Below are 26,804 nucleotides of genomic sequence, written 5' to 3'. Positions count from 1 at the left end.
TCCCTTTACGCCGTCTGGTCTTGGTTAGCACCACGAATTGCTAGATCCATCAAGTTATTTGGTTCCCACAAACTCAAGAACCGTTTAGCTTCTGCAAAATACTTTCGTGGTAATGCGTTGTAACGTGGCACGCTGAATTGTTGCTTGAAGTCCTTTGCGATGGCGTGGAACACTTCGCTAGACAACTCCTTATACGCTTGGCTGTACTTACCACCAAGAACCGCAAACACCCGATTGCGACGAAGCTGTAATAGCTCTGCTTGTTCCCAACTTCGGATTTCCTGGTCGGCTTCGAACTTATTCAAACGTTGTTCAAGCTTTTCCTGTTTGTCTTCTTGTTGTTTCAATGCTTCAAACGTTGTCGCTAAGATAGCCATTGGGTCGGTTTGTACCGAGTAGCTACCAGTCTTGCGAATGCTTGGCAGGACTTCTGACGTGACCCACTTTTTAAAACGCTTAGCACTATCTAATTCACTACCAAAGATAAGAGCGAACACACCAGACTCATTAATTACAGTCATCTGTTGCTTTCCTCCGGGGGTGTCCAAAACGGACACCCCTTTGTCATCAACTTCGACGTGCGTTCGAATTGCTTTAGCAGTTTGGGAATATCCCAAGGTCTCTGCCACATCTTTCCCTACGAACCAAGGCTCGTTATCAATAAGTACAGTTCGCACTTCATTACTTTCAAAGTTGAAAGCTTTTACTTCGTTCATTTGTTTCTCCTTTTATTTATATACTTTTGCAATACTTTATTGATAAAAAAAATCCTTAATACTTCCACCAAGCAAATTGGAAATTTTTCGGGCATTTTCAGGTCTCATGGATTTACCTTTTTTTCGATATCTCCACATAGACTGGTATGTTACTCCAACATCTCGAGCCAAAGAAGACTCGCTGTATCCGTGATTACTCAATAATTGTTGCCAGTTTTCAGTATCTTTAATCTTCCAACTCACCGCTATTATTCCCTCCTTTCTTTAACTTATGTATTTATTGTATAACTAATTATATATTTTTGCAATAACTTTTTTATAACAATGTTATTAACTTTTGCAAAAGCTAATATATACTATTAGTAACAAAGGGGATCATATGAAAGTATCTAATCAAGAGTTCGGAAATAATTTACGCGAACTCCGTCAACAAAAAGGATTCAGCATAAGTCAAACTGCGCTACAAGCCGGCATATCTCAACCATACTTATCTCAAGTTGAAAATGCTCGTCGGAGTATTCCTAAGCCTAGTACTCTTGAAAAAATTGCACATGGATTAAGAGTCGATAAAAGTGTTGTTTTTAAAATGGCTGGAATTGTTCAAAACATTCCCAACGAGTTACCCATTAGTTCAAAGCCATCTACTGTATCTATTCCTATCTATGGTCGTATCTCTGCTGGATATCCCGAAGGAGCTAAGGAAGATATTGAGGGACACGTAAAAATAGACGACGACCTTGTCGAACGTTATGGCAAAGACAATTTAATCGGACTTCGTGTTAACGGAGAAAGTATGAACAAGGTTGTGCCCAATGGTGCTATTGCTATTCTTGCAAAAATTGATACATCCGAAATTACTAATGGCGACATCTGCGGGGTTATTATTAATGGAGAGTCTGCAACTATCAAACATGTTTACCAGTACCCTGACAGGCTTCGCTTCGAACCAGATAGTTGGTTGAGGGAAGAGCTCAAACCCTTCGAGTATAGTAAAGAAGACGTCAATAATGGACAGCCTCCTATTCAAATTATTGGTAAGTTAGTTCATCAGCAATCATCATTTTAAATTATCGGGGAGTATTTATATGTTTACCTTTTTCATCGCGCTTGTTTGCATTGTTTTTTTCTTCTTATTCATGATTGGATTATTTTTAACCATCAAATCGGCTTTTAAATTTTTTGTAACTAAAAGTGTAACCAAAAAACAACTGTTATCATCGGTGATTGGAACATTTTTATTTTTGTTAATATTTGGAGTAACGGCCGTTCCAACTTTTGGAAATTCATCAGATAATACTAAAAAAGTAAGCACAAAATCTGATGGATATGATTTCAAAAGCATAAAGTTAGGAATGACTCAAAAAGAAGTTTCAGATAAATTAGGAAAGCCATCAAGCCAAAATGATCGTGCCATGACATATGGAAATAATACCCTTTACTTCGCTGACGGCAAATTGACGGGCGGAAGTCCTAAGTTTATCCAACAACAAGTCAATCAAAAAAACAGTAATGACAAGCAGAAAAAAGCAGATGATTTAAACAGTGAAAAATCAGCAGCCCAGTATTTTGGGTCTAAATCTACTCAGAAACTTGCAGAGCAAGCAAGTTATGTGCCAAGAACACAGATGTCAAACGGTAATATGATGTATTCAGAAACTATTAGTAACGTAAAAATGTATCGAATTGACGACTATCAAACCGGAGTTACGACTGTTTATAAGGCAGATGAAAGCAAAGATGATGGACTTGGCGCTATCCTATATCAGGGAAAGACAGTAACTCAAGAAAAGCCAAAAACAACTATTGTTTATTAACGCAAAGCCCATTTGGGCGTACATAATACGTGCAATAACCGAACCACGTTAAAAGCTGAGAGGAGAAAGAAATGGAGATGAAGTATGGTCGCAATTCATTTTTTGATGGTGGATTGCTCAGTTTAATCGGTTGGAATATCCTTGGTAGTATCGTAACTGTCTGTACACTTGGTATTCTCTACCCACTAGCATTGTGCTGGGTATATGGTTGGAAGATTAATCATACAGTTATCGAAGGACGTCGCTTAAAGTTCAACGGAACAGCTATGGGACTTTTTGGTAACTGGATTAAATGGCTTTTCTTTATGATTATTACGATTGGAATTTACGGATTCTGGGTCAGCATTAAACTTGAAGACTGGCGTGTTAAGAATACAACTTTTGGTAACTAATCCATGCCCTTCTGGGGCGTACATACAATAATAGGAGGAAGAGCATGAATAAAAAAATTGATAGAGAAAAGATTGTTGGTATAAAAAATAATTTTAAAAACAAAACCGAGGAGATGTTCGATAATACCTCTTCAAAGTTTCAGCAGTTTAAACAGTTTATGTTTGCTCCATATTTGCTGACTTTTGTTATTTCCATTGTTATAGGCTACAGCTTTTCTGATGTTATCAAAAGTTTAACTAAGTTTATTTCAAAATTAATCAGCTATACCTGGTCTTGGATTTTTGACTTTAATGGTACGCACTCGGCCACTTCATTACTGTCATCACTTTCATCCGTCGTTCAAGATATCTTCACCCTTGTCTTCATTTCTTACATCGTCTTCTATGTAATCACAACGATTAACAAATATCTAACTAAGAACAAAGAAGAGCAATGGGGATATGATCAAGCGCACGAAGACGCTATTAAAATCCAGGAACTACAAGATAAAAACAATACTCTCGTGGACGAAAACATACAGCTTCAAAAAGAATTACTATCAGAGTTGCGCAAGCACAACTAACTGCAGCGTTTACTTTTAACATGCCCTTTTGGGCGTACATACTTGCTCAATTAATTACGCAAAATGTTGCGCAACTTATTGACAACTAATTAACGAAATATATATAATGAACTTAGAGAAAGCGGTGGTATCCTTACGAGGACTTCTGCGACTAACACCTCCGTTCGTTATATCGAACGGAGGTGTTTTTTGTTGGATGAAATAATACAAAGAAAAGAATTTAAGACGTTAGACGAACAAGTCAATATCTTAAAAGATAGAAATTTAACGATTATTGATGAAGAAAAAGCAAAAGAATATCTTCTTTCAAATAACTATTACAACATCATAAATGGATATAGCATTTACTTTAAAAAAGAAAATAGCGATCAATATTTAGACGGAACTACGTTCGATGAAATAACTAGTTTATATTTTTTTGAATCAGAATTAAAAAGAACTGTATTTAACAGTCTATTGCTTGCAGAAAAACATCTTAAATCTATATTTTCATACCGTTTCTCCGAAACCTATGAAAACGTTCCTTATGCTTACCTTGACATTAATTGTTACGCCCCAGAGAAAACATTAAGCGTTGTACCAACTATCTCACTTCTATCTAAGACTTTACAAAATAATCAGAAATATAAGGAAAACCCAGTTCATCATTACGTTCACAAGTATAACGATGTTCCAATTTGGGTGCTGATAAATTTCATTGATTTTGGCACTCTAAAAAATTTAATAAATAATGTCACGACTTCTGTTCAGAATAAGATAGCAAAAGATTTGTCTGGATTCTTAAATGAAAACGTTCCTACTTTAGAAGAGCGTTTTAATACTGAAACTATGCTTTCTTTGATTAAAAACGTTCATGAGACACGAAACGTTTGCGCTCATAACAATAGACTATTAGATTTTTCTTGTAGATCGGATTCAATTTACTTCAAAAAACTACACGAACCTAATCAAATAGGAAAAGAGACTGAAAGAAGAAAACTCTACTCAACTTTAGTAAGTTTACAATGTTTTTTAAGTAAAACAGAATATGCGGTTCTTCATAACACGATTATCAAACGTATAAAGTATCTAAATAACAACCTAAAGACTATTGATAGTAAAAAAATATTAGTGTCTCTTGGATTTCCTGAAGACTTTGAATTAGAGACTATTAAACAAAACTGAAAGGCCATAGGCCTTTTTATTTGTACCAAAATGGAGGAAAAACATGGCTAGTATCTACAAACGAGGTAAAGTTTGGGCTGCAGCAGTTAGCTATAAGACTAATGATAAGTACACCAGAAAAGTTAAGTCTGGTTTTTCTACTAAAACAGAAGCTCAAAAATGGGCTATTTCCATTGAAGAACAAAAAAATAGAGGAGGACTATCAAATGATAACCTCCTCTTTGTTGACGAATATATTAAATGGTATGAAGTCTTTAAAGAACCCAAGTTATCTTGGCAATCCAAAAATTGGTTCAAAATATGCATACGCCTCATAACGGAAGAATGGGGAAATAAAAAGATAAATCAAGTTAAGGCTAGTGACTTTCAAAAGTTAATCAATACTTACTCAAAAGGCCATGTAAAGTCATCTGTCGTAAGAATTAAAACCATGATTTCCGCTTTTGTAAGGTATGCAGTAGATGAAGATTTAATACATAAAGATTTCACTCGAAACGTACATGTGATTGCAGGTAAACAAAGCAAGCCCGTCGATACTAAGTTTCTTGAAAACGATGAAATCGACAGGCTCATTAAACGCTCCAAAGAGAGCCGTAGCGTGTCTTCTTTAATGATACTGACCGGCATATACACAGGACTTAGATACGCCGAGATTGCCGGTTTAACGAACGATGACATCGACCTAGACAACAACATCATTCATGTCACGAAAAGTTGGGATACGGTCGAACATCAATTTAAAACAACTAAGACGGAAAACTCTGTTCGAGATGTTTCAATACCAAGCGATTTGCATGACATATTTTCTCAAATGACATACGGTGATCGCTTTGTCTTTCAAACTAGAAATGGGTTTCCTCCAAGCAATAATACTTGTAATACCATGCTCTCTATTTTCTTAAAGAAAGATAATTCAAAGATTGTAACTATGCATGGATTACGCCACAGTCATGCAAGTTATTTAATATCAAACGATGTGTCAGTCCATTATGTTTCAGAGCGACTGGGACATGCCAACGTCAATATTACGCTAGGTATTTATAGTCACCTACTTGAGGAAAAAAGAGAAGCTGATAATTCTAAAACACTAGATTTGTTGAACAGTTTGAACAACACCAAACCTTGAAGCAATTTTGAAGCAATTGAAGCAGAAAAAACGTTAATAGAGGTTCTTAGGATTTCATATAAGTTCTTCATATATATGGTCTTAGCTACTGATTTTAAGCCTTTTTTGTTTATCAGGCGACAACCACGCTTTTTATCGGAAACAATCACTTATGCACGTACATCGCATCCCCAAAGGAGAAGAAACGGTACTTGCTATCCACGGCGTGCTTGTAAGCGTTCAGAATGTACTCACGCCCAGTGAAGGCTGCCACGAGCATGACCAAGGTGGACTTTGGCAAGTGGAAGTTCGTGATGAAGGCGTCCACCACCTGCCAGTTGTAACCGGGCTTGATGAAGATGTCGGTCCAACCGGAGTCGGCCTGCAACTCACCATCAAACTTTGTCCCAATGGTTTCCAACGTACGAATTGACGTTGTTCCGGTGGCAACAATGCGGCCACCATTTGCCCGAACCCGGTTCAACTTCTCGGCCGCCTCTTCTGACAACTGATAGAACTCCGAGTGCATCTCGTGGTCCTCGATGTTATCTTCTTCGACGGGACGGAAGGTGCCCAAACCAACGTGGAGGGTTAACTCCACGAGTTCGACGCCCTTATCCGCGACGGCTTGAAGCAGCTCCGGCGTCCAGTGCAAGCCGGCCGTTGGGGCTGCGGCGGAACCGTCGACCTTGGAGTAAACCGTCTGGTAGCGTTCCTGGTCGTCCAACTTCTCCTTAATGTATGGAGGCAGTGGCATCTCACCCAGTTCTTCCAGACGTTCCATGAAGATGCCCTCGTAGTGGAACTCGATGTAGCGACCACCGTGGTCGAGCTCTTTGACAATGGTTCCGGTCATGACGGGGTTGTTGATGTCATCCCCAAAGACAACCGTTGATCCCACAGGTGACTTCTTGGCTGGCTTGACCAGCACTTCCCAGACGTCACCCTCTTCTTGACGAAGCAATAACACCTCGGCGTGGCCACCCGTTGGGCGCATGCCGTGCAAACGGGCGGGCAGCACGCGGGAGTTGTTCATCACGAGCGCGTCACCCGGATTCAAGTAGTCCAAGATGTCGTAGAAGTGCTTGTCGTGGTATTCCCCGGTTACCGCGTTCAGCTCCAACAGTCGGGAGGAAGAACGGTCCTTCAACGGTGTTTGGGCGATCAGCTCTTCTGGCAAATCGTAGTCAAAATCGCTTAATTGATAGTGTGGTGTTTGAGACATGTTAGCCCCCTTTTTGTCTTAGAAATAGAAATGGCGCCACCATGATAAAACACAATAACGAAAGTTTGTGTTCAACAGAACGCCACCAAAAACAGGATGTCAGCTTCAAGCCGAAAAATCGTGTCAAAATAATATACTTAATCTCCTCGATCGTATGGTACGCCGAGGTGCTCGTAAGCCGCTTCGGTAACCACACGCCCGCGTGGCGTCCGCTTCAAGAAGCCGAGCTGGAGCAAGTAGGGTTCAACCATCGATTCGATGGTGTCCTGCTCTTCACCGATGTTCGCGGCAATTGTTCCCAACCCAACGGGACCACCCTTGTAGTAGTCAATCATGAAGTGAAGGAGCTTATGATCGGTGTCGTCCAAGCCCTTTTGATCGACGCGCAACTTGTCCAAGGCCATCGTGACCAAGTCGGGTTCGATGCGGTCCTTGCCGGAAACCTGGGCGAAGTCACGAACACGCTTTAGTAAGCGGTTAGCAATTCGAGGCGTACCGCGGGAGCGCAAAGCGACGGCCAAGGCCCCTTCTTTAGTGATCGGCGCTTCGAAGATGGAAGCGGTGCGGACGACGATTTCGGCCAGGTCTTCGGGCTCGTAGTAGGCCAAAGAATTGATGATGCCGAAACGGTCGCGCAAAGGCTTGGAAAGCATCCCGGGACGGGTCGTGGCCCCGACAAGGGTGAACGGTGGCAGTGGGAAGTGAACGGCGCGAGCCGTTGGTCCCTGCCCGACCATGATGTCGATGTAGTAGTCTTCCATCGCGGAGTAGAGCATTTCTTCGATGTTCATGGGCAGACGGTGGATTTCGTCGATGAAAAGAACGTCGCCGGGTTCGAGGCCGTTTAACAGGGCGACGAGATCACCGCCCTTTTCGATGGCGGGACCGGAGGCGGTCTTCAGGTTGACGCCGAGTTCGTTTGCGATGATCATCGCGAGCGTGGTTTTACCAAGGCCGGGAGGTCCGAATAAGAGGACGTGGTCGAGGGCTTCTTCGCGCATTTTGGCGGCTTTGAGGTAGACGGAGAGTTCCTCTTTGAGGGCCGTTTGGCCGATGTACTCGGAGAGCTTTTTGGGGCGAAGGGAGAGCTCGGAGGACTGTTCCTCTTCGTTGGCGGAGGCGTTTTTCAAAAGTTCGTCGGTCTCGTTTTGGCCTTCGAACCAGGCGTTGAATTGTGGATTTTCTTCAGTCATTAGGTTTATTATAGCGTATTTTCGGGGGAATTTGGACGGGCCGACGATGGCTTTTTCAGCGAGTAGGTTGGTCCTTTTTATTTATAAAAAAACGCCCGTCTCTTGCGAGTCGGGCTTAAAACGTCATGCCAACCACTGTGGCAGTTCGTTGATTAGTTTCTTCAATGCACGTCCACGGTGAGAAACGGCGTTCTTTTCTTCCATCGTCATCGCTGCAAAAGTCTTGCCGGCGGGTTCGTAGAAGAAGATGGGATCATAACCGAAGCTTTCTTGTCCGTCCCAGCTTTCCATGATTTGACCAGGAACTTGTCCTTCGACGACTAAGCTGTCTCGGTCTGGTCCGACAAGGACCATGACCGTGGTGAAAAAGGCAGCGCGGTCGAAGCCGACTTTGGTAGACAGCTTTTCCAAAACCTTACGGTTGTTGGCGGCATCGTCGTGGTCACCAGCGTAGCGGGCGGAGTAAACGCCGGGTTCACCATTTAAGGCAGGTATGGTCAAACCGGAGTCATCGGCCAAAACCAGGGCGTTAGGATAAGCCTTCGCGATAGCCCTTGCCTTCTTTTCGGCGTTTTCCTCAAAGGTCGTGCCGTCTTCGACAATTTCAGGGACGTTGTCCAAATCGTTTAGGGATTTCACGTCCAAATCGATTCCAGCAGCCGTCAAGCTGGCCTTGATTTCATCCACCTTGTGGGCGTTCTTGCTGGCGATAATTAAAGCAGTCATACTGGCTCCTTTTGACCGTTTGGTCATCTTTTATTTTTACGTTGATGCGGTATTCATCCGGCAATCAAATTATTCTTCTCGACACCAATCCACGTTTTCCTTGGTCAACACATCAACCGGTAGGTGCTTGTACTTCCAGTCACCCTTGCCGAGCCAGTTGTTGGCAATTTCAGCAAAGGTATCGACTGGACCAGTCGTGTACAGTTGATAAGTTGGTTGTGGAATGGTTGTTTTCCGCAGCAGGCCTTCTGATTTCAGGTAGTCGGCCAAATCCGTCGCGGTGGCCGCCCCGGCGTCAACGAGTGCGACATCCTTCCCAACGGCAGAAGCAATCGCATCCGTCAACAATGGAAAGTGGGTGCAGCCAAGAATCAGGGTGTCGATGTTGTCATCCTTGAAAGCAGCCAAGTGCTCTTGCACGGCTTGCTTGCTTTCCTTACTCTTGTAAGTGTTCTTTTCAACGAACTGCACGAAGTCCGGTTCCGCCTGGGCAAAAACTTGGGCCTCAGGATCAAGGGAAGCGATGTCTTGTTGATACTTTTCGGACTGAACCGTTCCCTCGGTGGCAATCAGGCCAATGCGACCGTTATGGCTCGCTTCAACCGCCGCCTTGGCCCCGGAGTCGATGACACCGATGACCGGGATGTCCAGCTCGTCTTGTAAGACGGGCAAGGCGCAGGCCGTTGCGGTGTTGCAGGCGATGGCAAGCACCTTGATTTGGTGCTTTTCCACGAGGAAGCCGGCAATTTGTCGGGCGTATTCAATCACCTCTTCGGGTGATTTGGGGCCGTATGGGTTGCGGGCGTTGTCCCCGACAAACACCATTGACTCGTGTGGTAAAAGGGCCTTGGCCGCCTTTAAGACGGTCAAACCACCGATTCCTGAGTCCATTAATCCAATTGCGTGATTTACATTATTCATACTTATCATTATTCGTTTAAAGTGCAAAAATTGCAAGACAAGACGGTCTAATCCGCCTAACTTTGTTATAATATATCCAAGAAAGGAATGCCATTATATGTCAAAAGCGCAATCACAATCAACCATCGGTTCAAATCGAACGGAAAACGCCTTCGCATCTTTGTTGCTGCGGGACGGGCTCATGAAGAACCTCTTGACCGATGACTATGCGAACATCACGTATTGGGCGGGAAAAGACCTTGCCCGGCAGTTCCCACAGGAGACAATTGAAAACCTGAAGGATTTCTTTTTAAAGGCCGCCTTTGGTGACTTGGAGATTTCATACCAGGGTGAATCCGAACAGCGTTGGGTGCTGTCAGGACCGGTTGTAAACGACCGCTTGGCGATTAACCCGCAGGCGGACTTCTCGTTGGAAGCGGGATTTTTGGCGCAACAGGTGGAGATTCAAAACGAGGCGGTTTCAGAAGCTTACTTTGAATTAGCAACGCGTAAGCACGAAGTGACGATTACGGTGATGATTGACGGCGAGCACAAGATTACGTCGCGTTCAGCAGCGGATCAGGTGGCGCTGCGCGATTACTTCTTGGACCAGATGCACGGTCGCCAGGTGGAATCACAGGTGAAGGCGGCAAAGACTGAGGCGGTTACGACTGCCTCGGCTGACGCCGACGCAAACGCTTTTGCTTCATACGAAGCGCCCAAGCAAACGGCCTCTTCATCAACAGCCGCCACGGCACATCCAACTGCTTCAACAGAAGCTAGTCAGGCAACGCCGGCACCGGCACCTTCTGAGCCATCAGCTCACGCGGATGCCGCAGAAACCGCGCCGGTTCAAGACGAAGATGACGCCATCTCCGTTGAACAATCGATCACCAACTCCCTGTTGGCATTCGACTACAAAAAGAAAAAGAACAGCGACGCTAGCTCACAAGCTGACCGCTAAAACAAAAGCAGGCAAAACGCCTGCTTTTTTATCAGTTATCTTTATCACCGAAGTGCCTAAATCAATTAGTTGCCACCGTTTTGCTTGTTCTTACGCATCGTGTTACGACGTTCTTGACGGGCTTCGATTCGACGGTCCATCTGGGCCTTGCGCTTCAAGTTGTTCTTGATTTGGCGCTTGTATCCAGGCTTGACCTTCTTTTTCTTCTTCTTCACCATCCCGACCATTTCTGGATCGAGCTTCTTGGTGGTGGCTTGACGTTGGTAACGGGCCTTGCGGTCCTTCACATCAACGACTTCGCCCTTCTTGATTTGCTTGTTCTTGAATTCGATTCCAAGGTGTTCAAGCTCTTCAATCTTCTTTTCTTCATCTGGTCCGTACAAGGTAACGGCTGTACCTGGCAGTCCGTTACGTCCGGTACGTCCGACACGGTGAACGAAGAATTCGAGTTCGCCGGGCACCCCGTCGTTAATGACGTGGGAAACCCCTTCGATGTCGATTCCACGGGCGGCCAAATCAGTGGCCACGACGTATTGGTAATCGAGGTTCATGATGCCCTTCATCACACGACGACGTTCACGTGGTGGAATGTCACCGTGGATTTCGGCGATTTTGTAGCCTTCGCTACGCAAGTGGTTGGCGAGTTCCTTCACACGTTCCTTCGTGTTGGCGAAAATCAAGGCCAAGTAAGGGTTAAAGATGTTAAGCAAACGGTCGATCACTTCTTCCTTGTCCTTTGACTTGGTTGAAATCAGCCAGTTGTCGATGGTGTCTGCAATCGTTGCGGACGTTGGAATCGTCTGGAAGGTTGGGTTGTCCATGTACTTCTTCAAGAAGGGCTTCAACTTCTCAGGCATCGTGGCTGAGAAGACCAAGGTCTGCAAGTCCTTTGGCATCGCAGCGGCCAAGAAGTCCACGTCGGGCAAGAAGCCCATGTCCAAGGTCATGTCCGCTTCGTCGACGACAAGCGTCTTTGCTTGGTTCACAACCAAGGCACCGGACTTCACGAGGTCGTTCAAACGACCTGGTGTTCCAACGACAACTTGTGCTTGGTGCTTTTCCAACTGACGGATTTGACGGTTCTTGTCCGTTCCACCGACGTATTCGGCGATGGAAACCTTGACCAAGCCCATGGCTTCAGCGAACTGGCGGGCAGCCTTTGCAATCTGGGCGGCCAATTCACGGGAAGGCGTGGTAATCACGACCTGTGTCTTTTGTTGTTCGGGTTCCAAGTGGTCGAAGAGCGGTACCAAGAAGGTGTGCGTCTTACCGGATCCCGTTTGGGATTGGCCGACCACGTCGCCACCGCGGAGGATGGTTGGAATCAACTTCGCTTGAATTGGCGTTGGCTTGTCAAAGCCAATCTTTTTCAAGGCCGAAATCACTTCGGGCTTTAAATTAAATTCACCAAATTGTTGTTCTGACATCGTGTCTCAACTTTCTAATCATGCTGGTACGGTTTTGACTTTTACATCGATCTGACCCGCACCGGTCAAAAGACCAACGCGCATCCAACCAAAAAGGCCGAACCAAGCAGCTTATTTCTTATCGTTTTTAAGGGCGGTATCCACGCGGTCGATGACCTCTTGGATTTGCTCCTTACCGTAGGCCCAAGCCCCGGATGCAAGTGGGTGTCCCCCACCATCGAAGTCTTGTGCGATGGTGTTGATGACAATCGAACGGGAACGAAGACGGACGCGGTAGTCGCCGTTGTCCTGCTCTTCAAAGATGGCCCAGGCCTTGACGCGATCAATCCGTGAAGGGATCGAAACCGTGTAAGAAGTACCGGCATCCCCCAAGTGGAAGGAATCCAGCAAATCACGGTCCAAAACCACGTAGGCAAAGCCGGAATCCAAGACCGTGATGTTTTGCATCACCCAACCAGACAGTTTAACGGCTGGTTCAGGCAAAGTGGTCATCTGCGTGTACATCTTTTGGTAATCGAAGCCGTAGGACACGAGCTTACCGGCGACGTCAAAGACGTCTTGGTTCAAGGAATACATGAAACGGCCGGTGTCACCGATGATACCGATGTAGAGGTAACGGGCGGCTTCTTTTGTCATGACCAAACCTTCGTCCTTCAACATTTCAAAGAACTGGTAAATCATCACAGACGTTGCGGCAGCTTCGTCTTCAACCCACTGCCAGTCACCGAATGGTTCAACGTTTGGGTGGTGGTCGATCTTAACGACTTCCATCCCGTCACGCCAGCGTTGGTCGTCAACGCGTGGGTCATTGGCCGTATCGACGACGATGACCAACGCCTTCTTGTAGGCGGAGTCGGGTACATCGTCGGCAATGGCCTTGCCATCCCCAATCCATTCCAAACCAGGAATGGACTTGCCAGCCGCGTAAATCTTCTTTTCGGGGAAAGAAGCCTTCAAAATGGCCTGCAAACCAAGTTGTGATCCGTAAGCATCGGGATCAGGGCGTTGGTGGCGGTGGATGATGATGGTGTCGTAGCGCTTAATTTGCGCCAAAATGTCTGCTTGAATTTGAGCCATGGTATTGTTCCTGTTCTATTCGTCTACTTTCTATTATACCGGGGAAAGCAGTGCAACAAAAGAGCCAATCTCTTAGTCAAAGAGAGAGACGGCCTGGTACTTTTGCTCCTCGATGTTGGAGAAGGTCAAGCCAAGGAGTCGAATGCTCATCTCTTCGGGATAAAGTTCGTCGAAGATAAGCATCGCCTGGCGGACCATGAAGGCGGAATCGAGTTCAAAGGGAACACTTTGCGTAATCCCCTTTGTGCTGGTGTGAAAGTCGTCGTCGCGCACTTTGACCGTTAGCGTCCGTCCGAGTAGCTTGCGCTTCTCCATATTGGCGACGACCTTTTCTGCGAGTTCCCGAAAAGCAACTTCAACGGCTTGTCTGTCGTGGAGCGCAAATTCGAACGTGTTCTCTTTACCGACCGACTGCCGAACGGACCGGTCCTTGACCGGCCCGAAGTGTGTGGCCCGGGCCTGCCAGTACAAGACATCCCCGAAGGAACCAAAGTAAACGCGCAAATCATCCTGCGACATCGCATAGAGGTCACGGCCGTCCTTGATGCCGAGCTTCTCAAACTTCTCAAGGGTTTTAGCCCCGACGCCGCGGAAGTCCTTAATCGGTAATTCCCAGACAAATTCCTGGGCCAAGTTGTGCGGAATGACCGTTACACCGTTTGGCTTGTGGTGTTCCGAGCCGAGTTTGGCGAGGACTTTGTTATATGAAACCCCAACGGAGCAGGTCAAATGCGTCTCGTCCCAGATGCGCTTTCGCAATTTGGCAGCAAGCGTTGGTGCCGACATCTTGTTGGAAGAAACGTCGAGGTAGGCCTCATCCAGAGCCACGGGTTCGATCATGTCCGTGAATTCGTGGAAGACCGCGTGAATCTGAGCAGAGATGGCCCGGTACTTGTCGAAGTCCGGGGCGACGAAGACCAGGTTAGGACAAGCCCTCTTGGCTTCAATCGACCCCATGGCGGAGTGGACGCCGGCCTTTCGAGCGACATAGTTAGCCGTTGCGACAACACCGTGTCCGTGATGCTTATCGGGATCGCGCCCAATGGCCAGGGGGAGCTTTTTCAAGGTCGGGTCATCGCGCATTTCGACCTGCGCGTAAAAGGCGTCGATGTCGACGTGAATGATTTTACGGTTATCTTTTGCTTGCAAAAATTCTTCCATGAACACTCCCCCTTTCTAAAAAAATTAATCAAAAGAAAAAGTCCCCACAAAACAGTGGAGACTTAAGCACGTACTTAGACGTCGCGACGACGTTCCTTAATACGAGCAGCCTTACCTTGCAAGCTACGCAAGTAGTAAAGCTTTGCACGGCGAACAGCACCGTAGCGAGTTACTTCAATCTTTTCAACACGTGGTGAGTGAAGTGGGAACGTACGTTCAACACCAACACCTGAAGAAATCTTACGAACAGTGTAAGTAGCCTGGATACCAGTACCCTTACGCTTGATAACAACTCCTTCAAAGAGCTGTACACGTTCGCGAGTTCCTTCAACGATCTTGGCGTGGACACGAACCGTGTCACCAGCGCGGAATTCAGGAACATCGTTCCGCAATTGGGAAGACGTTACTTTTTCTAACAAAATGTTTTGACGCATGTGTCATTCTCCTAATCGCCAATCATATGCTTGCCGAATCGACTCACGCACAGCGGATTACCGTTAATATGGCTTATTGCCTCTTACTAGTATAGCAAAGGCTTTTCTTTCTTGCAATTCGTTTGCATTAAAAAAGAGTGATTCGTCATCACTCTTTTCATTATATCAAGTTTTAACTAATGCTTAGCCCTGAACCTTTGCTTCCATTTCTTTTTCATATGAAGCAAGCTTTTCGTCGGCACCCTTTTGGGAGTCGGCAACGACACCCAAGTAGAGCTTCAACTTTGGTTCCGTACCGGAAGGACGAAGGGCAATCCATGAACCGTCGGCCAACCAGTACTTCAAAACGTTGGCCTTTGGTTGTGGCATCTTCTTTTCGGCACCGTCGCGGTCAAACTGCGTTTGGCTCGCAAAATCCTGGGTTGCCAAGACAAGTTGGCCAGCAACTTCGTCCAACTTTTGATTACGGAACTTGGTCATGACGTCGGCCATTTCTTGTTGGCCATTAACGCCTGGGAAGTTGTAAGCAATCGTCTTTTCTTCGAAGTAACCAAATTCTTCGTACAAGGCGTTCAAGCCGTCAGCAAATGACTGACCCTTTTCCTTGTAGAAGGCAGCCATTTCAGCGAACAAAACAAGGGCTTGAATAGCGTCCTTGTCGTGGGCGAACGGCTTGATCAAGTAACCAAATGATTCTTCGAATCCAAAGAGGTATTGGTAGTCCTTCTTTTCTTCGAAGCGGTCGATCATGGCGGCAATGTACTTGAATCCAGTCAAAACATCGAAGGTCGTGACACCGAATGACTTCGCGATTTCAGCAACGAAGCGGGATGAAACGATTGACGTAACGATGGCCCCGTTGTCAGGCAATTCGCCCGTCTTCTTCTTGGCGGTGAGCAAGTAGTTCACCATCAAAGCGGCGATTTGGTTTCCAGAAAGGACCTGGTATGAACCATCCTTCAAGCGAACAGCGGCACCCATGCGGTCGGCGTCGGGGTCGGTCGCAACCACGAGGTCAGCCTCTTCCTTCTTGGCGTATTCGATGGCCAATGACAAAGCGGCTGGATCCTCAGGGTTTGGCTTCTTAACCGTTGGGAAGTCCCCGTCTAATTCTGCTTGTTCCTTTACGACGGTGTAGTTGGAAAAGCCGGCTTGTTGCAAGGCTTTTTCCCCAATGTATTGTCCGGTTCCGTGAAGTGGTGAGTACACGAACTTCAAGGCAGAACCTTCTTTTTTAATCAAATCAGTATCAACAGAAATCGTCTTTACTTCGGCCAAGTATGGGTCGTCCACGAGGGCATCCATGACTTCGACGGTCTTTTCAGAGGCGTCCTTTTCGATGTTGAATGGATCCTTGATAGCGGCACGCGCGTCGATGACGGCTTGCACGGCTTCGGGAATCATCTGTCCCCCATCTTCACCGTAGACCTTGTATCCGTTGTCTTCCTTAGGATTGTGGGAAGCCGTAATCATGATTCCGGCAAAGGCCTTCAAGTGACGAACACCGAATGATAATTCAGGTGTTGGGCGCAAAGAGCTGAAGCGATAAACCTTGATGCCGTGGGCAGACAAGACCTGTGAGGCTTCCTTTGCAAATTCTTCTGAGTGGTGACGGGAGTCAAAGGCGATGACAACCCCGCGGTCCTTTGCTTCTTGACCGGCTTGGTCAATGTATTGCGCAAGGGCTTCTGTGACTTTGGCAACCGTGATCACGTTGATGTGGTTGGTACCAACACCCATGTGGCCACGCATTCCTGCCGTTCCGAACGCCATGTCCTGGTAGAAGGCTTCTTCTGCTTCTTCATTAGACAATGCCTTTAATTCATTTTCCAAATCAGCTGGCAGCTTGGCCTGCTTCCATTCGTTCATGGTTTCTTGATAAGTCATGCTATTCTCCTTTTTCTTGGCTTGGCTTAGTAATGAGGTCAACGATGGCCTGACGGAATCGCTTGGAGCGAAGTGTCAAAACAGCTCCGATGATGGCGATAACAATGACCGAAATCGTTAACTCTTTTGGCAATTCAAGGTGGCCAAAGAAGTAACCGATGGTCACCATCGTGAGGGCCCAAAGCGTCGAAGCGGCGATTGACATGTGCACGTAGGTCTTAAACCGAAGGTGCAGACGGTGAGCAGAAAGTGGCACAATCGTTCGAACAAAAGGAACAAAACGACCAAGAATGATGAAGAGTTGCCAGCGCTTTTGGTTAAAGTTGGCGGTAATCTTCTCCGTCATTTCTTCATTTAAGTGCTTTTTTACCCAAGGGATCTTGTCGACCTGCTTGATGATCCAAGCACCAAACCAGTAGTTGATGGAATCCCCGATGGCAGAGGCCAACGAAAACAGGATGACAAGCGCAACGAACTCGAATGGTTCGTGGTGTCGTCCCGCGAGCCCAGCAGCAGTCATGACCAGGGCGTCACCGGGAATGAATCCCGTGACAATTCCGCCGGTTTCAATCAAAATCAACAGGAATAAAATCGCCAGTTCAACAACTGAAAAGTTCGCTGACGTTGACCCGATGTGGGTCATCCAAGTTGTAACTGCTGCAAAGGACTCAACCATAAGCATTATCTCCCAAATCGTCTTTTATAAATAAGGTCACTGTGTTGCCCAAGTCGCACCCGTTCCGGGTGCCATTTCCATTAATAAGCAGTAAACATCATTTACTAATGACCATTTTACGCTAATGCCTGCTTAAATTCAGCCCGATTTCCTCTTTCTTGTTCAATCTTAAACTTCTTCCTTATAAATGTGCCTCTTCTATTTTATCTCTTTTAACCTAGAACTGCTAAAAAAGCATCGGGGGTCGGGTCTGACTTTTCCATCAAAAGCCTTAAAAGAAAGTTTTTTCATATTGATTGTGCATTTCTTATATATGAAAAAAGTGAACAAAATCCTTTTCTAAATATATTTGTGCATTTTTTATAAAAGTTATTGACAATACTTTGTGCATTGTTTATTATATATTGTGTAATATAGAACAAGGATATTTGGAGGACAAATACATGGAAGCTCTTGTATTAACTGGAAAGAAGCAATTAGAAGTCAAGAACATTGACAAGCCAGAAGTAAAGCGAAACGAAGTTTTGATTCACACTGCATACGCAGGTGTCTGTGGAACTGACCACGCTTTGTACGCTGGTGAACCTGGTTCAGCCGATGCCGTTCCACCAATCGTTTTGGGACACGAAAACTCAGGTGTTGTTAAGGAAGTCGGATCAGCCGTTACCAACTTGAAGGTTGGTGACCGCGTGTCAATCGACCCAAACATCTACTGTGGACAATGCAAGTTCTGCCACACGAACCGTCCAGAACTCTGTGAAAACCTTTCAGCCGTTGGTGTTACCCGCGACGGTGGATTCGAAGAATATTTCACTGCTCCAGCCGAAGTTGTTTACCCAATCCCTGACAACGTTGACTTGAAGTCAGCTGCCATTGTTGAACCAATTTCATGTGCCATCCACGGTATGAAGTTGTTGAAGCCATCACCATACCAAAAGGCTTTGGTTATCGGTGACGGATTCATGGGTGAATTGTTCGTCCAAATCTTGCAAGCTTACGGTATCCACCAAGTTGACTTGGCCGGAATCGTTGACGAAAAGTTGAAGATGAACAAGGAATTGTTCGGTGTAGAAAACACTTACAACACGAAGAACGGTGACAAGATTCCTGCATCATCATACGACATCGTTATCGAAGCCGTTGGTTTGCCACAAACGCAAGAATCAGCCATCGAATCAGCCGCACGTGGTGCGCAAGTTTTGATGTTCGGTGTTGGTGGTCCTGACGCCCGCTTCGAAATGAACACTTACGAAGTCTTCCAAAAGGAATTGACGATCCAAGGTTCATTCATCAACCCTAACGCATTCGAAGACTCATTGGCATTGCTTTCATCTGGTAAGTTGAACATCAAGCCATTGATGTCACACGAACTTGAATTGTCACAAGTTGACGACTTTGTTAACGGTAAGTTGGGCGTTGTCTCAAAGGCCGTTGTTAAGGTCGGTGGTGAAGAGGCCTAAAACCTATGAAAAATAGCACCCGTACGTTAGGATGGGGAACCACCCTATCCTACTTCGCCTTTTCTTTGGTGATTAACGCCATGGGAAACGTTTTGACGATTGCTACGAGTCAAAAGATTCACCCCGCATTTTTGGGGTCTGCTTATTGGACTGCTGCTGAAAACGGTTGGAACATTTCCTTTATGGGAAACACCTCTGTTGGCTTGTCCCTTGTCTTCTTCTCCGTTGGTGTTTTGATTGCCATCATGAACATGATTTTGGAGCACAAAGTTGACTGGCTTCGTTTCTTTGGAAACATCGCCTTCATCATGCCCTTCTCATTCTTGATTGGTCTTTTCTCAAACGCTTTCAACCAATGGATGCCTGAAGCACACGGATGGCCAATGGTTATCTTGTATGTTCTTTTGAACTTCGTAGGTGTTTCAATGATTGCCATCGCCATCTCAATCTACCAACGTACCAACGTTGTGTTGCACCCTGCAGATGACTTGATGCAGATCTTGCGTTTCAAGTACTTCAACGGTCGTGCCGGATTAGCGATGTGGGTATCTTATATTCCACCAACAATCATTGGTGTGGTAGCATTAATTGCGGTTCCTGATTTCTCAAACTACGGTTTGGGTACGATCTTTGCCTTCCTTTTCCAGGGAAACATCACTGGATGGGCTGATACAAAGGTCTTCAAGAACCTGAAACACCAGGGAATCGAAGTTGAGTAAACTTCCCCCTGTCAGTATAAAAAGGAGAATGCAACATGGCATTAACTGATTACTTTGACGATATTCAACACGTTGGTGTTCCAACAAAGGACTTGGACCGCGCCGAAAAGTTCTGGGAGAGCATCGGTTTTAAAAAGATTGGTGACTTTTCTGCCGGACCAGTTAAGTTCATGCAATACGGACACCTGATCATCGAGACTTGGTTGTCCGATGAAGGAACGGAAGCACCTGGTGCTATCAACCACGTGTCAATGAACACGTCAGATGCTGACAAAGCTTTTGAAGAAGCCAAGAAGATGGGCTTGGATGTGATGGACAAAGAAGTTCAACACTTGCCTTTCTGGGAACACGGCATTAAGTTCTTCAACGTCCGCACACCAGACGGTATGACTTTGGAATTCTGTGAAAAGGTTCAAAAGTAAGAGAATAAAAAAAGCCTTGGTTCATCGTAAGATGAGCCGAGGCTTTTTAATTTGCTTTTAAAAGCGATATTAGACGTTTTAACGAGCCTTTATAGCTGATACGTAATTGTATGCCGATTGCCCTGCTTGGCCACCGTCACCGATTGCTGTGGTGATTTGACGGAGCTCCTTAACCAAGACATCCCCTGCCGCAAAGACACCAGGAATCTTTGTTTCCATGGACTTGTCAGCAATCACCCAACCTTGTTCGTCGGTGATGCCCAAATCAGCAATCTTTTCGGTGTTTGGTTTCAAACCGATGTAGATGAATACACCGGCTGTTTCAAAAGTCGAATCCTCACCCGTCTTGTTATTGTGCAAGTTAACAGATTTCACTTCTTCGCCATCACCGTTGATGCTTGTCACTTCCGTGTTCCAGACAAACTCGATGTTATCCTTTTTCATCGCACGTTGTTGCAAGATTGGCTGCGCCTTCAGCTTGTCGCCACGGACGAAAATCGTAACGTGATCAACAACATCCGCAAGGTAGAGACCTTCTTCGACGGCAGAATCACCACCACCGACAACGGCTACGACTTCACCCTTAAAGAAGGCGCCATCACAGACGGCACAGTATGAAACACCTTTTCCTTGGTATTCTTCTTCACCGTCGACACCAAGGTGCACGTGTTCTGAACCAGTCGCAACAATTACAGCCGGTGCTTGGAAGTCCCCCATGTCCGTGTGAACAATCTTTTCTTGGTTATCCAAGACTTCAACTGATGAAACCGTTCCAAAGGTGTATTCGGCTCCAAACTGCGTTGAAGAGGCATACATCTTTTCAGCCAAATCTGGGCCCATGATGTTGTTATAACCAGGGTAGTTTTCAACTTCGGCCGTGTTGTTCATCTGACCACCGTAGATTCCTTGGTCGATCATAATCGTCTTCAATTCGGCACGTGAAGCATAGGTGGCAGCGGTCATACCAGCTGGTCCAGCCCCGATAATAATGACATCGTATTGCTTTTCTTCTGACATGACAATGCCTCCCTTTAAAATGAATTTCGTATTCTCTATTTTAACCTTATTATAAAAAGTTGTCGAATAAAAAAGAAGAGAGGTATATACCTCTCTTCTTTTATTAGGATTAGAGCTTTGCAGCCATTTCCTTAATGTATGCACGGAGTTCATCCTTAACTTGAGGATGCTTCAATCCGAATTCGATGTTGGTTTGCAAGAAACCAATCTTTGAACCGATATCGTAACGACGTCCCTTGAAGTTGTGGGCGTATACATGTTGACGATCGTTCAAGGTATCGATGGCATCCGTCAATTGGATTTCGCCACCCTTACCAGGCTTTGTGTTTTCGAGTTCTTCAAAGATTTCAGGCGTGAGCAAGTAACGTCCGATGATAGCCAAGTCTGAAGGAGCATCTTCAGGAGCTGGCTTTTCAACAAATGACTTCACGCGGTACAAACCATCGTCCTTTACCTTAGCGGCTGGGTCGATCACGCCGTATGATGAAACTTGGTCGTGAGGAACTTCCATAACGGCCAACGTTGATTCACCCGTTTCGTTGTAACGTTCGATCAATTGCTTTGTCAAAGGTACTTCGTCTTGCATCAAGTCATCACCAAGCAACACAACAAATGGTTCGTCGCCAATGAAGCTCTTAGCAGTCAAGATAGCGTCTCCCAATCCCTTAGGGTGAGATTGACGAATGAAGTACATGTTGATGTCCGTCGTTTCCTCAACGAGGTTCAACAATTCCAACTTGTTCTTTTCGCGCAAGTTGTTTTCCAATTCAGGGTTTGAATCAAAGTGATCTTCGATTGAGCGCTTTGACTTACCGTCAACGATCACGATGTCTTCAATTCCAGAATCGATTGCTTCACGCACGATGTATTCAATCGTTGGCGTATCCACAATTGGCAACATTTCCTTGGCCAATGCCTTCGTGGCTGGCAAGAAACGCGTACCCAACCCAGCGGCTGGGATAACAGCTTTACGTACAGGTTTCATTCTATCCTACTTTCTTAAAGGTACAAATCTGCACCAAAATCATTCTTGTCTATTATAACAAAGTCTTGATTAATCTTCAGCCTTCAATGGACGAGTCATCAAATCCTTGATGGCAGAGTCGATTGACTCTTCTTCGTAGATGACCCGGTAGAGGGCAGAAGTGATTGGCAAGTCGAGTTTCAAACTTGATTGCAGGTCGTAAACAGCCTTCACCGTGTTCACCCCTTCAATAACCATCCCCATCTCTTCTTCCACTTGAGAAAGGGCCTTTCCTTGACCAAGAGAACGTCCAGCACGGTAGTTACGTGAGTTGGGTGACATCCCTGTCACAATCAAATCACCGATACCAGCCAGTCCAAGGAAGGTTTCGGCGTTTGCCCCAAGGGCTTTTCCAACCTGACGAATTTCAACCAAACCGCGGGTCAGCAAAGCGGCTTGCGCGTTTGCACCGTACCCCTTACCAATTAACATTCCTGATCCAATGGCGATGATGTTTTTCAAGGCCCCTCCGAGTTCGGACCCAACGAGGTCTGAATTCGTGTAAGGACGGAAACTCTCGTTAGCCAAGGCCTCCTGCAATGCTTGTGCTGCCTTCACATCGGTTGAACCAATTGAGATAGCAGTTAAGTCTGACTTAATCACATCTTCGGCGTGGGATGGTCCGGAAATAACGGCCAAACCTGAATAGCATTCAGCAGGAACAACTTCTTCTAACATCTGTGAGATGCGCATGTGCGTACCTTGTTCCAATCCCTTTGTGGCATGTGCCAAGATAACCTTTTGTCCTGACGCCTTCAAGCAATCAGCTAACTGACCGCCAACTTCCCGGATGGCCTTTGTTGGAACAACCACTAAGGCGATGTCTGCGCCATCCAAGGCGAAAGCCATATCGGCAGTTGCTTGAAGATTTGCTTCCAACTTAGCCTTTGGCAAGTACTTTTCGTTGCTGTGCTTGTCATTAATTTCAGCTGCTTGTACTTCTTTGTGGGACCAGAGCACCACCTGATTCCCATTCTTTGCCATGGTATTGGCCAAAGCAGTTCCCCAGGAACCTGCACCTAAAACGGCGACTTTAGTCATGATTTTTATCCTCTTCATCAGTCTTTTGATTCTTTAAGATTTCGGCATCCATACGCTGTTGCAAAGTTTCAAGCGCATCGTATCCCATGTTTTGAGTACGGAACTTAACGGCGGCAGCATCGATAACAGAGGCCGTGTTGCGTCCGGAGGTAACCGGCACGACCATCTTCTTAATTTTCACGCCAAGGATGTCCAGCGTTTCGTTTTCGTTACCGAGTCGGTCAAAGTTTTGTTCACCAATCTTTCCGTTGGACAAGTGAATGTTCAAGCGGATTGACGCGTGGGAACGAACGGATACGGCACCGTAAACCTGTTGCACATCAATAATTCCAACACCGCGAACTTCCATCAAGTTTTGCAAAACGGATGATGGTTGTCCAATCAAACGCTGTTCATCTTCTTGGTGAATATCAACACGGTCATCAGCAACAAGACGGGCCTTTCCTTGCTGAATCAATTCCAAAGCGGATTCAGTCTTACCAATCCCGGCATCCCCTGTAATCAAGACCCCTAGTCCGTGAACGTCAATCAAAACGCCGTGGACGGATTGACGAGGTGCTAACTCACCACCAAGGTAGTAGGTCATGTTGGAAAGAATTTGAGATGACGTCAAACGCGTTGTCAAAATTGGAATCTGGGCTTCTTCAGCGGCTTGCTTCAATTCGTCTGCGATTGGCAAATCGGTGGAAACCACGAAAGCTGGTGTTTTCTTATCCGCCATTTTTCGGTAAACCATCAGCAGTTCGTCATGCGACATACGGTCGGAAAATGACGTTTCCGTAATTCCGAGCAACTGCACACGTTCCGGTGCGTAGTAGGTAAAGTAACCAGTCATCTCCAAGCCAGGACGGGAGATGTCCGCCGTGGTGATTTCACGGTCCAAATGATCATGACCCGAGACAATCGTCAAACGGGTGTGGTCAACTAATTCTTTAACAGTAACAGTTTTTTGTGCCATATTATTGCCTCCTAATATGGATATTCGTCTGATCCATGAAGATCAGGTTGCAAAGCGTCAGTAACAAGGCGACCACCAGGGCCCACCAAAATGACGCAAAGCCAAATCCAGGAACGAAGAGCGCTGTCATTTCAAGCATCACTGCGTTAATCACGAGTGAGAAGCTTCCCAATGAGAATACCAATAATGGCAAAGACAAGATGAGCAGCATTGGCTTAACCAATTGGTTCAACAACGCTAAGATAACAGCAGCAACAGCTGCAACCATCATATTGTTCATCATGAAGCCCGTTGGGAAAAGTAAAGCACAGGCCAGAAAAACAGCCATGTTAATGGCAGCTTGCATTAAAAAACGCATAGGCCCTCCTTCATATATTTACTTCTTCCATTATAGCAAAGTTCTGTTAAATCAAAAACAAGCGGAACGCCCAATTCAAGGCATTCCGCTTGTTTTAAACAGCTTTTTAGATAAAGTAGTTATAACCTGGGTTCAATTCGATAATCTTACCCGTTCGCTTGTAGACAATCCATTCAGCGATGTCGGTCGTGTAGTCTCCGATACGCTTAATGTATCCAGCAATCACAAGGTAATCAGCCGCTGAGTCAACTAACTCAGAGTCTTCTTTCATCCCGTTGACAGAGTCCGTACGAACCTTTGCAGCAGCGTTTGAAAGCTGGTGGTTCTTGGCGGCAATGGCTTCGGCACCCAAGGCATCGTTCTTCACGTAGTAAGACATGACTTCAGAAACCATCGTGGCAACCAGTTCACCCATCTCACCCAACTGTTCTTCAATCGCGTGGATGTGCTTTGTTCCCTTCACACGGATGGTTGACGTAGCGATGTTACGCGCTTGATCACCCATTCGTTCGAGTACTGAGACCGCCTTCAAAATCGTCACAATTTCACGCAAGTCCGTTGTAACGGGCTGGTAGAGGGCAATCATTTCGAAGGTCTTCTTTTCCAATGCAGCTTCGCGTTCGTTGATCTTGTAGTCGTGATCAATGATGCTGTGGGCCCCTTCACGGTCGTGCTTAATAAATGATTGAACGGCTGCCTGAATCGTCTTGGCAACTTGTTCCCCCATTTCAGTGAAGTTCGTATCCAAATCTGCTAATTCTTCATCAAATAAACGACGCATAGTAATGTCCTTTCATATCCAGGATAACGCAATTTCGCCATGCTGGCATTATGTCTTCAAAGTGTTTCTTAACCGAAGCGACCAGAAATGTAATCAGCCGTTTCCTTCTTTTCAGGGTCGATGAAAATCTTTCTCGTATCACCCTTTTCAACCATTTCACCGTTCAAGAAGAAGGCGGTTTGGTCAGAAATACGGGAAGCTTGGGAAAGTGAGTGCGTTACGATGATCATGGCGTACTGGTCACGAAGCTCCAACAACGTTTCTTCGATGTTGTGAGCAGAAACCGGATCCAAAGCAGACGTTGGTTCATCCAAGAGCAAAAGGTCTGGCTTTGTTGCCAAAACTCGAGCAATGGAAACACGTTGTTGCTGACCACCGGAAAGACCAAGAGCAGACTTATTCAAGTTGTCTTTTACTTCTTCCCAAATGGAGGCAGCCTTCAAAGATTCTTCTACAGCCTTATCCAAGACATCCTTATCCTTCACCCCAGCAAGGCGCAAGCCAAAGGCGACGTTGTCGTAGATGGAGAATGGGAAGGGATTTGGTTGTTGAAAAACCATTCCAATTTTCTTACGCAATTCAACCGTATCGGTTGTTGGCGCGTAGATGTCTTCCCCCATGAAGTCAAAGGAACCCGTTACCGTGATGTTGTCTTCCAAATCGTGCATCCGGTTGAGGGCGCGCAGATAGGTTGACTTACCGGACCCGGAAGGTCCAATCAAAGCGGTGATTCCCTTTTTAGGAAAGTCCAAATCGATGCCGTGTAAGGCTTCTTTATTTCCGTACCAGAGCTTCACGTTTCGTGTTTTTAAGATACTTTGCTTTTCTTCTGTCATCCAAAATTACCTGAAATATAATCGTTGGTCAACTTGACCTTTGGGCGAGTAAAGATTTTACGAGTCAAATCGTATTCAATGACTTTTCCTTGGTGGAAGAAAGCCGTGTAATCCGAAATACGAGCAGCTTGTTGCATGTTGTGCGTCACGATAATAATCGTGTAGTACTTCTTCAATTCAAGGAGCGTTTCTTCAAATTGTGCAGAAGAAATCGGATCCAAGGCTGATGAAGGTTCATCCAACAAGAGAATGTCTGGCTTTAACGCCAGTGCGCGAGCGATGACCAAACGCTGTGCCTGTCCACCAGACAAAGCCAAGGCGGACTTATCGAGTTCGTCTTTGACCTGGTCCCAAAGGGCGGCTTGTTTCAACGTTGTCTCAACGATTTCATCAAGCTGATTCTTTGTGTACTTTCCACGTCGAGTCAAAGGGAAAGTAATGTTCTCGTAGATGGACTTAGCGAACGGGTTTGGACGTTGGAAAACCATTCCGATGTGACGACGCATTTCATAGACATCAATGTCTTTTGAATTAATGTCTAAATCACGGTAAATGATTTTTCCAGAAACGTTGGCGACACCATCGTTCATTCGGTTCAATGAACGAAGGAAAGTTGATTTACCGGAACCAGAAGCTCCAATTAATGACGTAATCTTGTAACGTTCAAAGGAGAGGTCTCCTTCGGACAACGCTAACTTATCGCCGTAGCGAACCTGAAGCCCTTCGGTCTTCAAGGCCACTTCGTGCTTGTCTTCGTTCATCTG

General features: G+C 45.8%; 30 protein-coding genes. 10 read left to right on the top strand and 20 right to left on the bottom strand.

Features of this window, described 5'->3' with window-relative positions:
* Nucleotides 1-5: 5 nt before the first annotated feature.
* The gene (locus tag G6R29_RS01740; RefSeq protein WP_213808642.1) at nucleotides 6-716 is read right to left on the bottom strand and encodes an ORF6C domain-containing protein; all 711 of its coding nucleotides are present in this window, start codon (nucleotides 714-716) and stop codon (nucleotides 6-8) included.
* Between the two features lie 36 nt (nucleotides 717-752).
* Entirely contained in the window at nucleotides 753-959 is a 207-nt protein-coding gene (locus tag G6R29_RS01735) for a helix-turn-helix domain-containing protein (RefSeq protein WP_213808641.1), read from the bottom strand.
* A 136-nt stretch (nucleotides 960-1,095) separates the two neighbouring features.
* Between G6R29_RS01735 and G6R29_RS01730 the strand changes: the two genes are divergently transcribed.
* From G6R29_RS01730 to G6R29_RS01705, 6 genes are all read left to right on the top strand, one after another.
* Nucleotides 1,096-1,782, top strand: a complete 687-nt coding sequence (locus tag G6R29_RS01730; RefSeq protein ID WP_213808640.1) for a LexA family protein — start codon at nucleotides 1,096-1,098, stop codon at nucleotides 1,780-1,782.
* 19 nt (nucleotides 1,783-1,801) lie between these two features.
* Nucleotides 1,802-2,530, top strand: coding sequence for a hypothetical protein (locus tag G6R29_RS01725; protein ID WP_213808639.1), 729 nt, complete (start codon nucleotides 1,802-1,804; stop codon nucleotides 2,528-2,530).
* Nucleotides 2,531-2,601: 71 nt separating this feature from the next.
* A complete protein-coding gene (locus tag G6R29_RS01720; RefSeq protein ID WP_213808638.1) occupies nucleotides 2,602-2,922 on the top strand; it encodes a YjgN family protein in 321 nt (106 codons plus the stop codon).
* A gap of 44 nt (nucleotides 2,923-2,966) precedes the next feature.
* The gene (locus G6R29_RS01715; RefSeq protein ID WP_238476858.1) at nucleotides 2,967-3,485 is read left to right on the top strand and encodes an MscL family protein; all 519 of its coding nucleotides are present in this window, start codon (nucleotides 2,967-2,969) and stop codon (nucleotides 3,483-3,485) included.
* Nucleotides 3,486-3,674: 189 nt separating this feature from the next.
* Complete coding sequence (locus tag G6R29_RS01710) at nucleotides 3,675-4,649, top strand: Abi family protein (RefSeq protein ID WP_238476857.1); 975 nt, start codon at nucleotides 3,675-3,677, stop codon at nucleotides 4,647-4,649.
* 43 nt (nucleotides 4,650-4,692) lie between these two features.
* Complete coding sequence (locus G6R29_RS01705) at nucleotides 4,693-5,775, top strand: site-specific integrase (protein WP_213808637.1); 1,083 nt, start codon at nucleotides 4,693-4,695, stop codon at nucleotides 5,773-5,775.
* Nucleotides 5,776-5,920: 145 nt separating this feature from the next.
* Here G6R29_RS01705 and queA read toward each other — a convergent pair whose 3' ends face one another.
* The 4 genes from queA to murI all read right to left on the bottom strand — a co-directional run bounded on the left by queA (nucleotide 5,921) and on the right by murI (nucleotide 9,819).
* Complete coding sequence (gene queA / locus G6R29_RS01700; RefSeq protein WP_213808636.1) at nucleotides 5,921-6,979, bottom strand: tRNA preQ1(34) S-adenosylmethionine ribosyltransferase-isomerase QueA; 1,059 nt, start codon at nucleotides 6,977-6,979, stop codon at nucleotides 5,921-5,923.
* Between the two features lie 137 nt (nucleotides 6,980-7,116).
* Nucleotides 7,117-8,172 carry a Holliday junction branch migration DNA helicase RuvB gene (ruvB, locus tag G6R29_RS01695; RefSeq protein ID WP_213808635.1) on the bottom strand — a complete coding sequence of 352 codons (1,056 nt, stop codon included), beginning with the start codon at nucleotides 8,170-8,172 and terminating at the stop codon, nucleotides 7,117-7,119.
* A 123-nt stretch (nucleotides 8,173-8,295) separates the two neighbouring features.
* Nucleotides 8,296-8,898, bottom strand: a complete 603-nt coding sequence (locus G6R29_RS01690; protein WP_213808634.1) for an XTP/dITP diphosphatase — start codon at nucleotides 8,896-8,898, stop codon at nucleotides 8,296-8,298.
* Between the two features lie 69 nt (nucleotides 8,899-8,967).
* A complete protein-coding gene (murI, locus tag G6R29_RS01685; protein WP_213808633.1) occupies nucleotides 8,968-9,819 on the bottom strand; it encodes a glutamate racemase in 852 nt (283 codons plus the stop codon).
* A 97-nt stretch (nucleotides 9,820-9,916) separates the two neighbouring features.
* Between murI and G6R29_RS01680 the strand changes: the two genes are divergently transcribed.
* On the top strand, nucleotides 9,917-10,762 hold the full coding sequence (locus G6R29_RS01680) for a YslB family protein (protein ID WP_213808632.1): 846 nt from the start codon (nucleotides 9,917-9,919) through the stop codon (nucleotides 10,760-10,762).
* Between the two features lie 65 nt (nucleotides 10,763-10,827).
* Here G6R29_RS01680 and G6R29_RS01675 read toward each other — a convergent pair whose 3' ends face one another.
* From G6R29_RS01675 to G6R29_RS01650, 6 genes are all read right to left on the bottom strand, one after another.
* The gene (locus G6R29_RS01675) at nucleotides 10,828-12,189 is read right to left on the bottom strand and encodes a DEAD/DEAH box helicase (protein ID WP_213808631.1); all 1,362 of its coding nucleotides are present in this window, start codon (nucleotides 12,187-12,189) and stop codon (nucleotides 10,828-10,830) included.
* A 111-nt stretch (nucleotides 12,190-12,300) separates the two neighbouring features.
* Complete coding sequence (locus G6R29_RS01670) at nucleotides 12,301-13,266, bottom strand: DHH family phosphoesterase (RefSeq protein WP_213808630.1); 966 nt, start codon at nucleotides 13,264-13,266, stop codon at nucleotides 12,301-12,303.
* A gap of 72 nt (nucleotides 13,267-13,338) precedes the next feature.
* Nucleotides 13,339-14,427: a DNA polymerase IV gene (gene dinB / locus G6R29_RS01665; protein ID WP_213808629.1), complete on the bottom strand. Its 1,089-nt coding sequence runs from the start codon at nucleotides 14,425-14,427 to the stop codon at nucleotides 13,339-13,341.
* A 74-nt stretch (nucleotides 14,428-14,501) separates the two neighbouring features.
* Nucleotides 14,502-14,861 carry a 50S ribosomal protein L19 gene (gene rplS, locus G6R29_RS01660; RefSeq protein ID WP_213808628.1) on the bottom strand — a complete coding sequence of 120 codons (360 nt, stop codon included), beginning with the start codon at nucleotides 14,859-14,861 and terminating at the stop codon, nucleotides 14,502-14,504.
* Between the two features lie 183 nt (nucleotides 14,862-15,044).
* The gene (locus tag G6R29_RS01655; RefSeq protein ID WP_213808627.1) at nucleotides 15,045-16,748 is read right to left on the bottom strand and encodes a phospho-sugar mutase; all 1,704 of its coding nucleotides are present in this window, start codon (nucleotides 16,746-16,748) and stop codon (nucleotides 15,045-15,047) included.
* Between the two features lies 1 nt (nucleotide 16,749).
* The gene (locus tag G6R29_RS01650) at nucleotides 16,750-17,424 is read right to left on the bottom strand and encodes a DedA family protein (protein WP_238476856.1); all 675 of its coding nucleotides are present in this window, start codon (nucleotides 17,422-17,424) and stop codon (nucleotides 16,750-16,752) included.
* Nucleotides 17,425-17,867: 443 nt separating this feature from the next.
* On the opposite strand from G6R29_RS01650, the gene G6R29_RS01645 reads away from it, so the two are divergent.
* The 3 genes from G6R29_RS01645 to G6R29_RS01635 are packed head-to-tail and all read left to right on the top strand — an operon-like array spanning nucleotide 17,868 to nucleotide 20,025.
* On the top strand, nucleotides 17,868-18,884 hold the full coding sequence (locus tag G6R29_RS01645; RefSeq protein WP_213808625.1) for a zinc-dependent alcohol dehydrogenase family protein: 1,017 nt from the start codon (nucleotides 17,868-17,870) through the stop codon (nucleotides 18,882-18,884).
* A gap of 5 nt (nucleotides 18,885-18,889) precedes the next feature.
* A complete protein-coding gene (locus G6R29_RS01640) occupies nucleotides 18,890-19,603 on the top strand; it encodes a DUF6198 family protein (protein WP_213808624.1) in 714 nt (237 codons plus the stop codon).
* Nucleotides 19,604-19,638: 35 nt separating this feature from the next.
* The gene (locus G6R29_RS01635) at nucleotides 19,639-20,025 is read left to right on the top strand and encodes a VOC family protein (RefSeq protein WP_213808623.1); all 387 of its coding nucleotides are present in this window, start codon (nucleotides 19,639-19,641) and stop codon (nucleotides 20,023-20,025) included.
* A gap of 78 nt (nucleotides 20,026-20,103) precedes the next feature.
* Here G6R29_RS01635 and trxB read toward each other — a convergent pair whose 3' ends face one another.
* The 8 genes from trxB to pstB (G6R29_RS01595) form a co-directional block, all read right to left on the bottom strand.
* On the bottom strand, nucleotides 20,104-21,042 hold the full coding sequence (gene trxB, locus G6R29_RS01630) for a thioredoxin-disulfide reductase (RefSeq protein WP_213808622.1): 939 nt from the start codon (nucleotides 21,040-21,042) through the stop codon (nucleotides 20,104-20,106).
* A gap of 109 nt (nucleotides 21,043-21,151) precedes the next feature.
* On the bottom strand, nucleotides 21,152-22,027 hold the full coding sequence (gene galU / locus G6R29_RS01625; RefSeq protein WP_213808621.1) for a UTP--glucose-1-phosphate uridylyltransferase GalU: 876 nt from the start codon (nucleotides 22,025-22,027) through the stop codon (nucleotides 21,152-21,154).
* Nucleotides 22,028-22,096: 69 nt separating this feature from the next.
* Nucleotides 22,097-23,107, bottom strand: a complete 1,011-nt coding sequence (locus tag G6R29_RS01620; RefSeq protein WP_213808620.1) for an NAD(P)H-dependent glycerol-3-phosphate dehydrogenase — start codon at nucleotides 23,105-23,107, stop codon at nucleotides 22,097-22,099.
* Nucleotides 23,100-24,065, bottom strand: coding sequence for an HPr(Ser) kinase/phosphatase (hprK, locus tag G6R29_RS01615; RefSeq protein WP_213808619.1), 966 nt, complete (start codon nucleotides 24,063-24,065; stop codon nucleotides 23,100-23,102). The genes G6R29_RS01620 and hprK overlap by 8 nt, the downstream gene beginning before the upstream one ends.
* A 1-nt stretch (nucleotide 24,066) precedes the next feature.
* Nucleotides 24,067-24,423 carry a phage holin family protein gene (locus G6R29_RS01610; protein ID WP_213808618.1) on the bottom strand — a complete coding sequence of 119 codons (357 nt, stop codon included), beginning with the start codon at nucleotides 24,421-24,423 and terminating at the stop codon, nucleotides 24,067-24,069.
* A 106-nt stretch (nucleotides 24,424-24,529) separates the two neighbouring features.
* Nucleotides 24,530-25,204, bottom strand: a complete 675-nt coding sequence (phoU, locus tag G6R29_RS01605; protein ID WP_213808617.1) for a phosphate signaling complex protein PhoU — start codon at nucleotides 25,202-25,204, stop codon at nucleotides 24,530-24,532.
* A 68-nt stretch (nucleotides 25,205-25,272) separates the two neighbouring features.
* A complete protein-coding gene (pstB, locus tag G6R29_RS01600) occupies nucleotides 25,273-26,040 on the bottom strand; it encodes a phosphate ABC transporter ATP-binding protein PstB (RefSeq protein ID WP_213808616.1) in 768 nt (255 codons plus the stop codon).
* On the bottom strand, nucleotides 26,037-26,801 hold the full coding sequence (pstB, locus tag G6R29_RS01595) for a phosphate ABC transporter ATP-binding protein PstB (protein ID WP_420798071.1): 765 nt from the start codon (nucleotides 26,799-26,801) through the stop codon (nucleotides 26,037-26,039). Before pstB (G6R29_RS01595) ends, pstB (G6R29_RS01600) begins: the two co-directional genes overlap by 4 nt.
* Nucleotides 26,802-26,804 lie beyond the last annotated feature (3 nt).

Origin of the sequence: Fructobacillus broussonetiae (assembly GCF_018437275.1) — a bacterium.
In the GTDB taxonomy this organism is placed as follows: Bacteria; Bacillota; Bacilli; order Lactobacillales; family Lactobacillaceae; genus Fructobacillus; species Fructobacillus broussonetiae.
The sequence above is the reverse complement of the archived record's forward strand: the minus strand, read 5'-3'. Positions and strand labels throughout refer to the sequence as shown.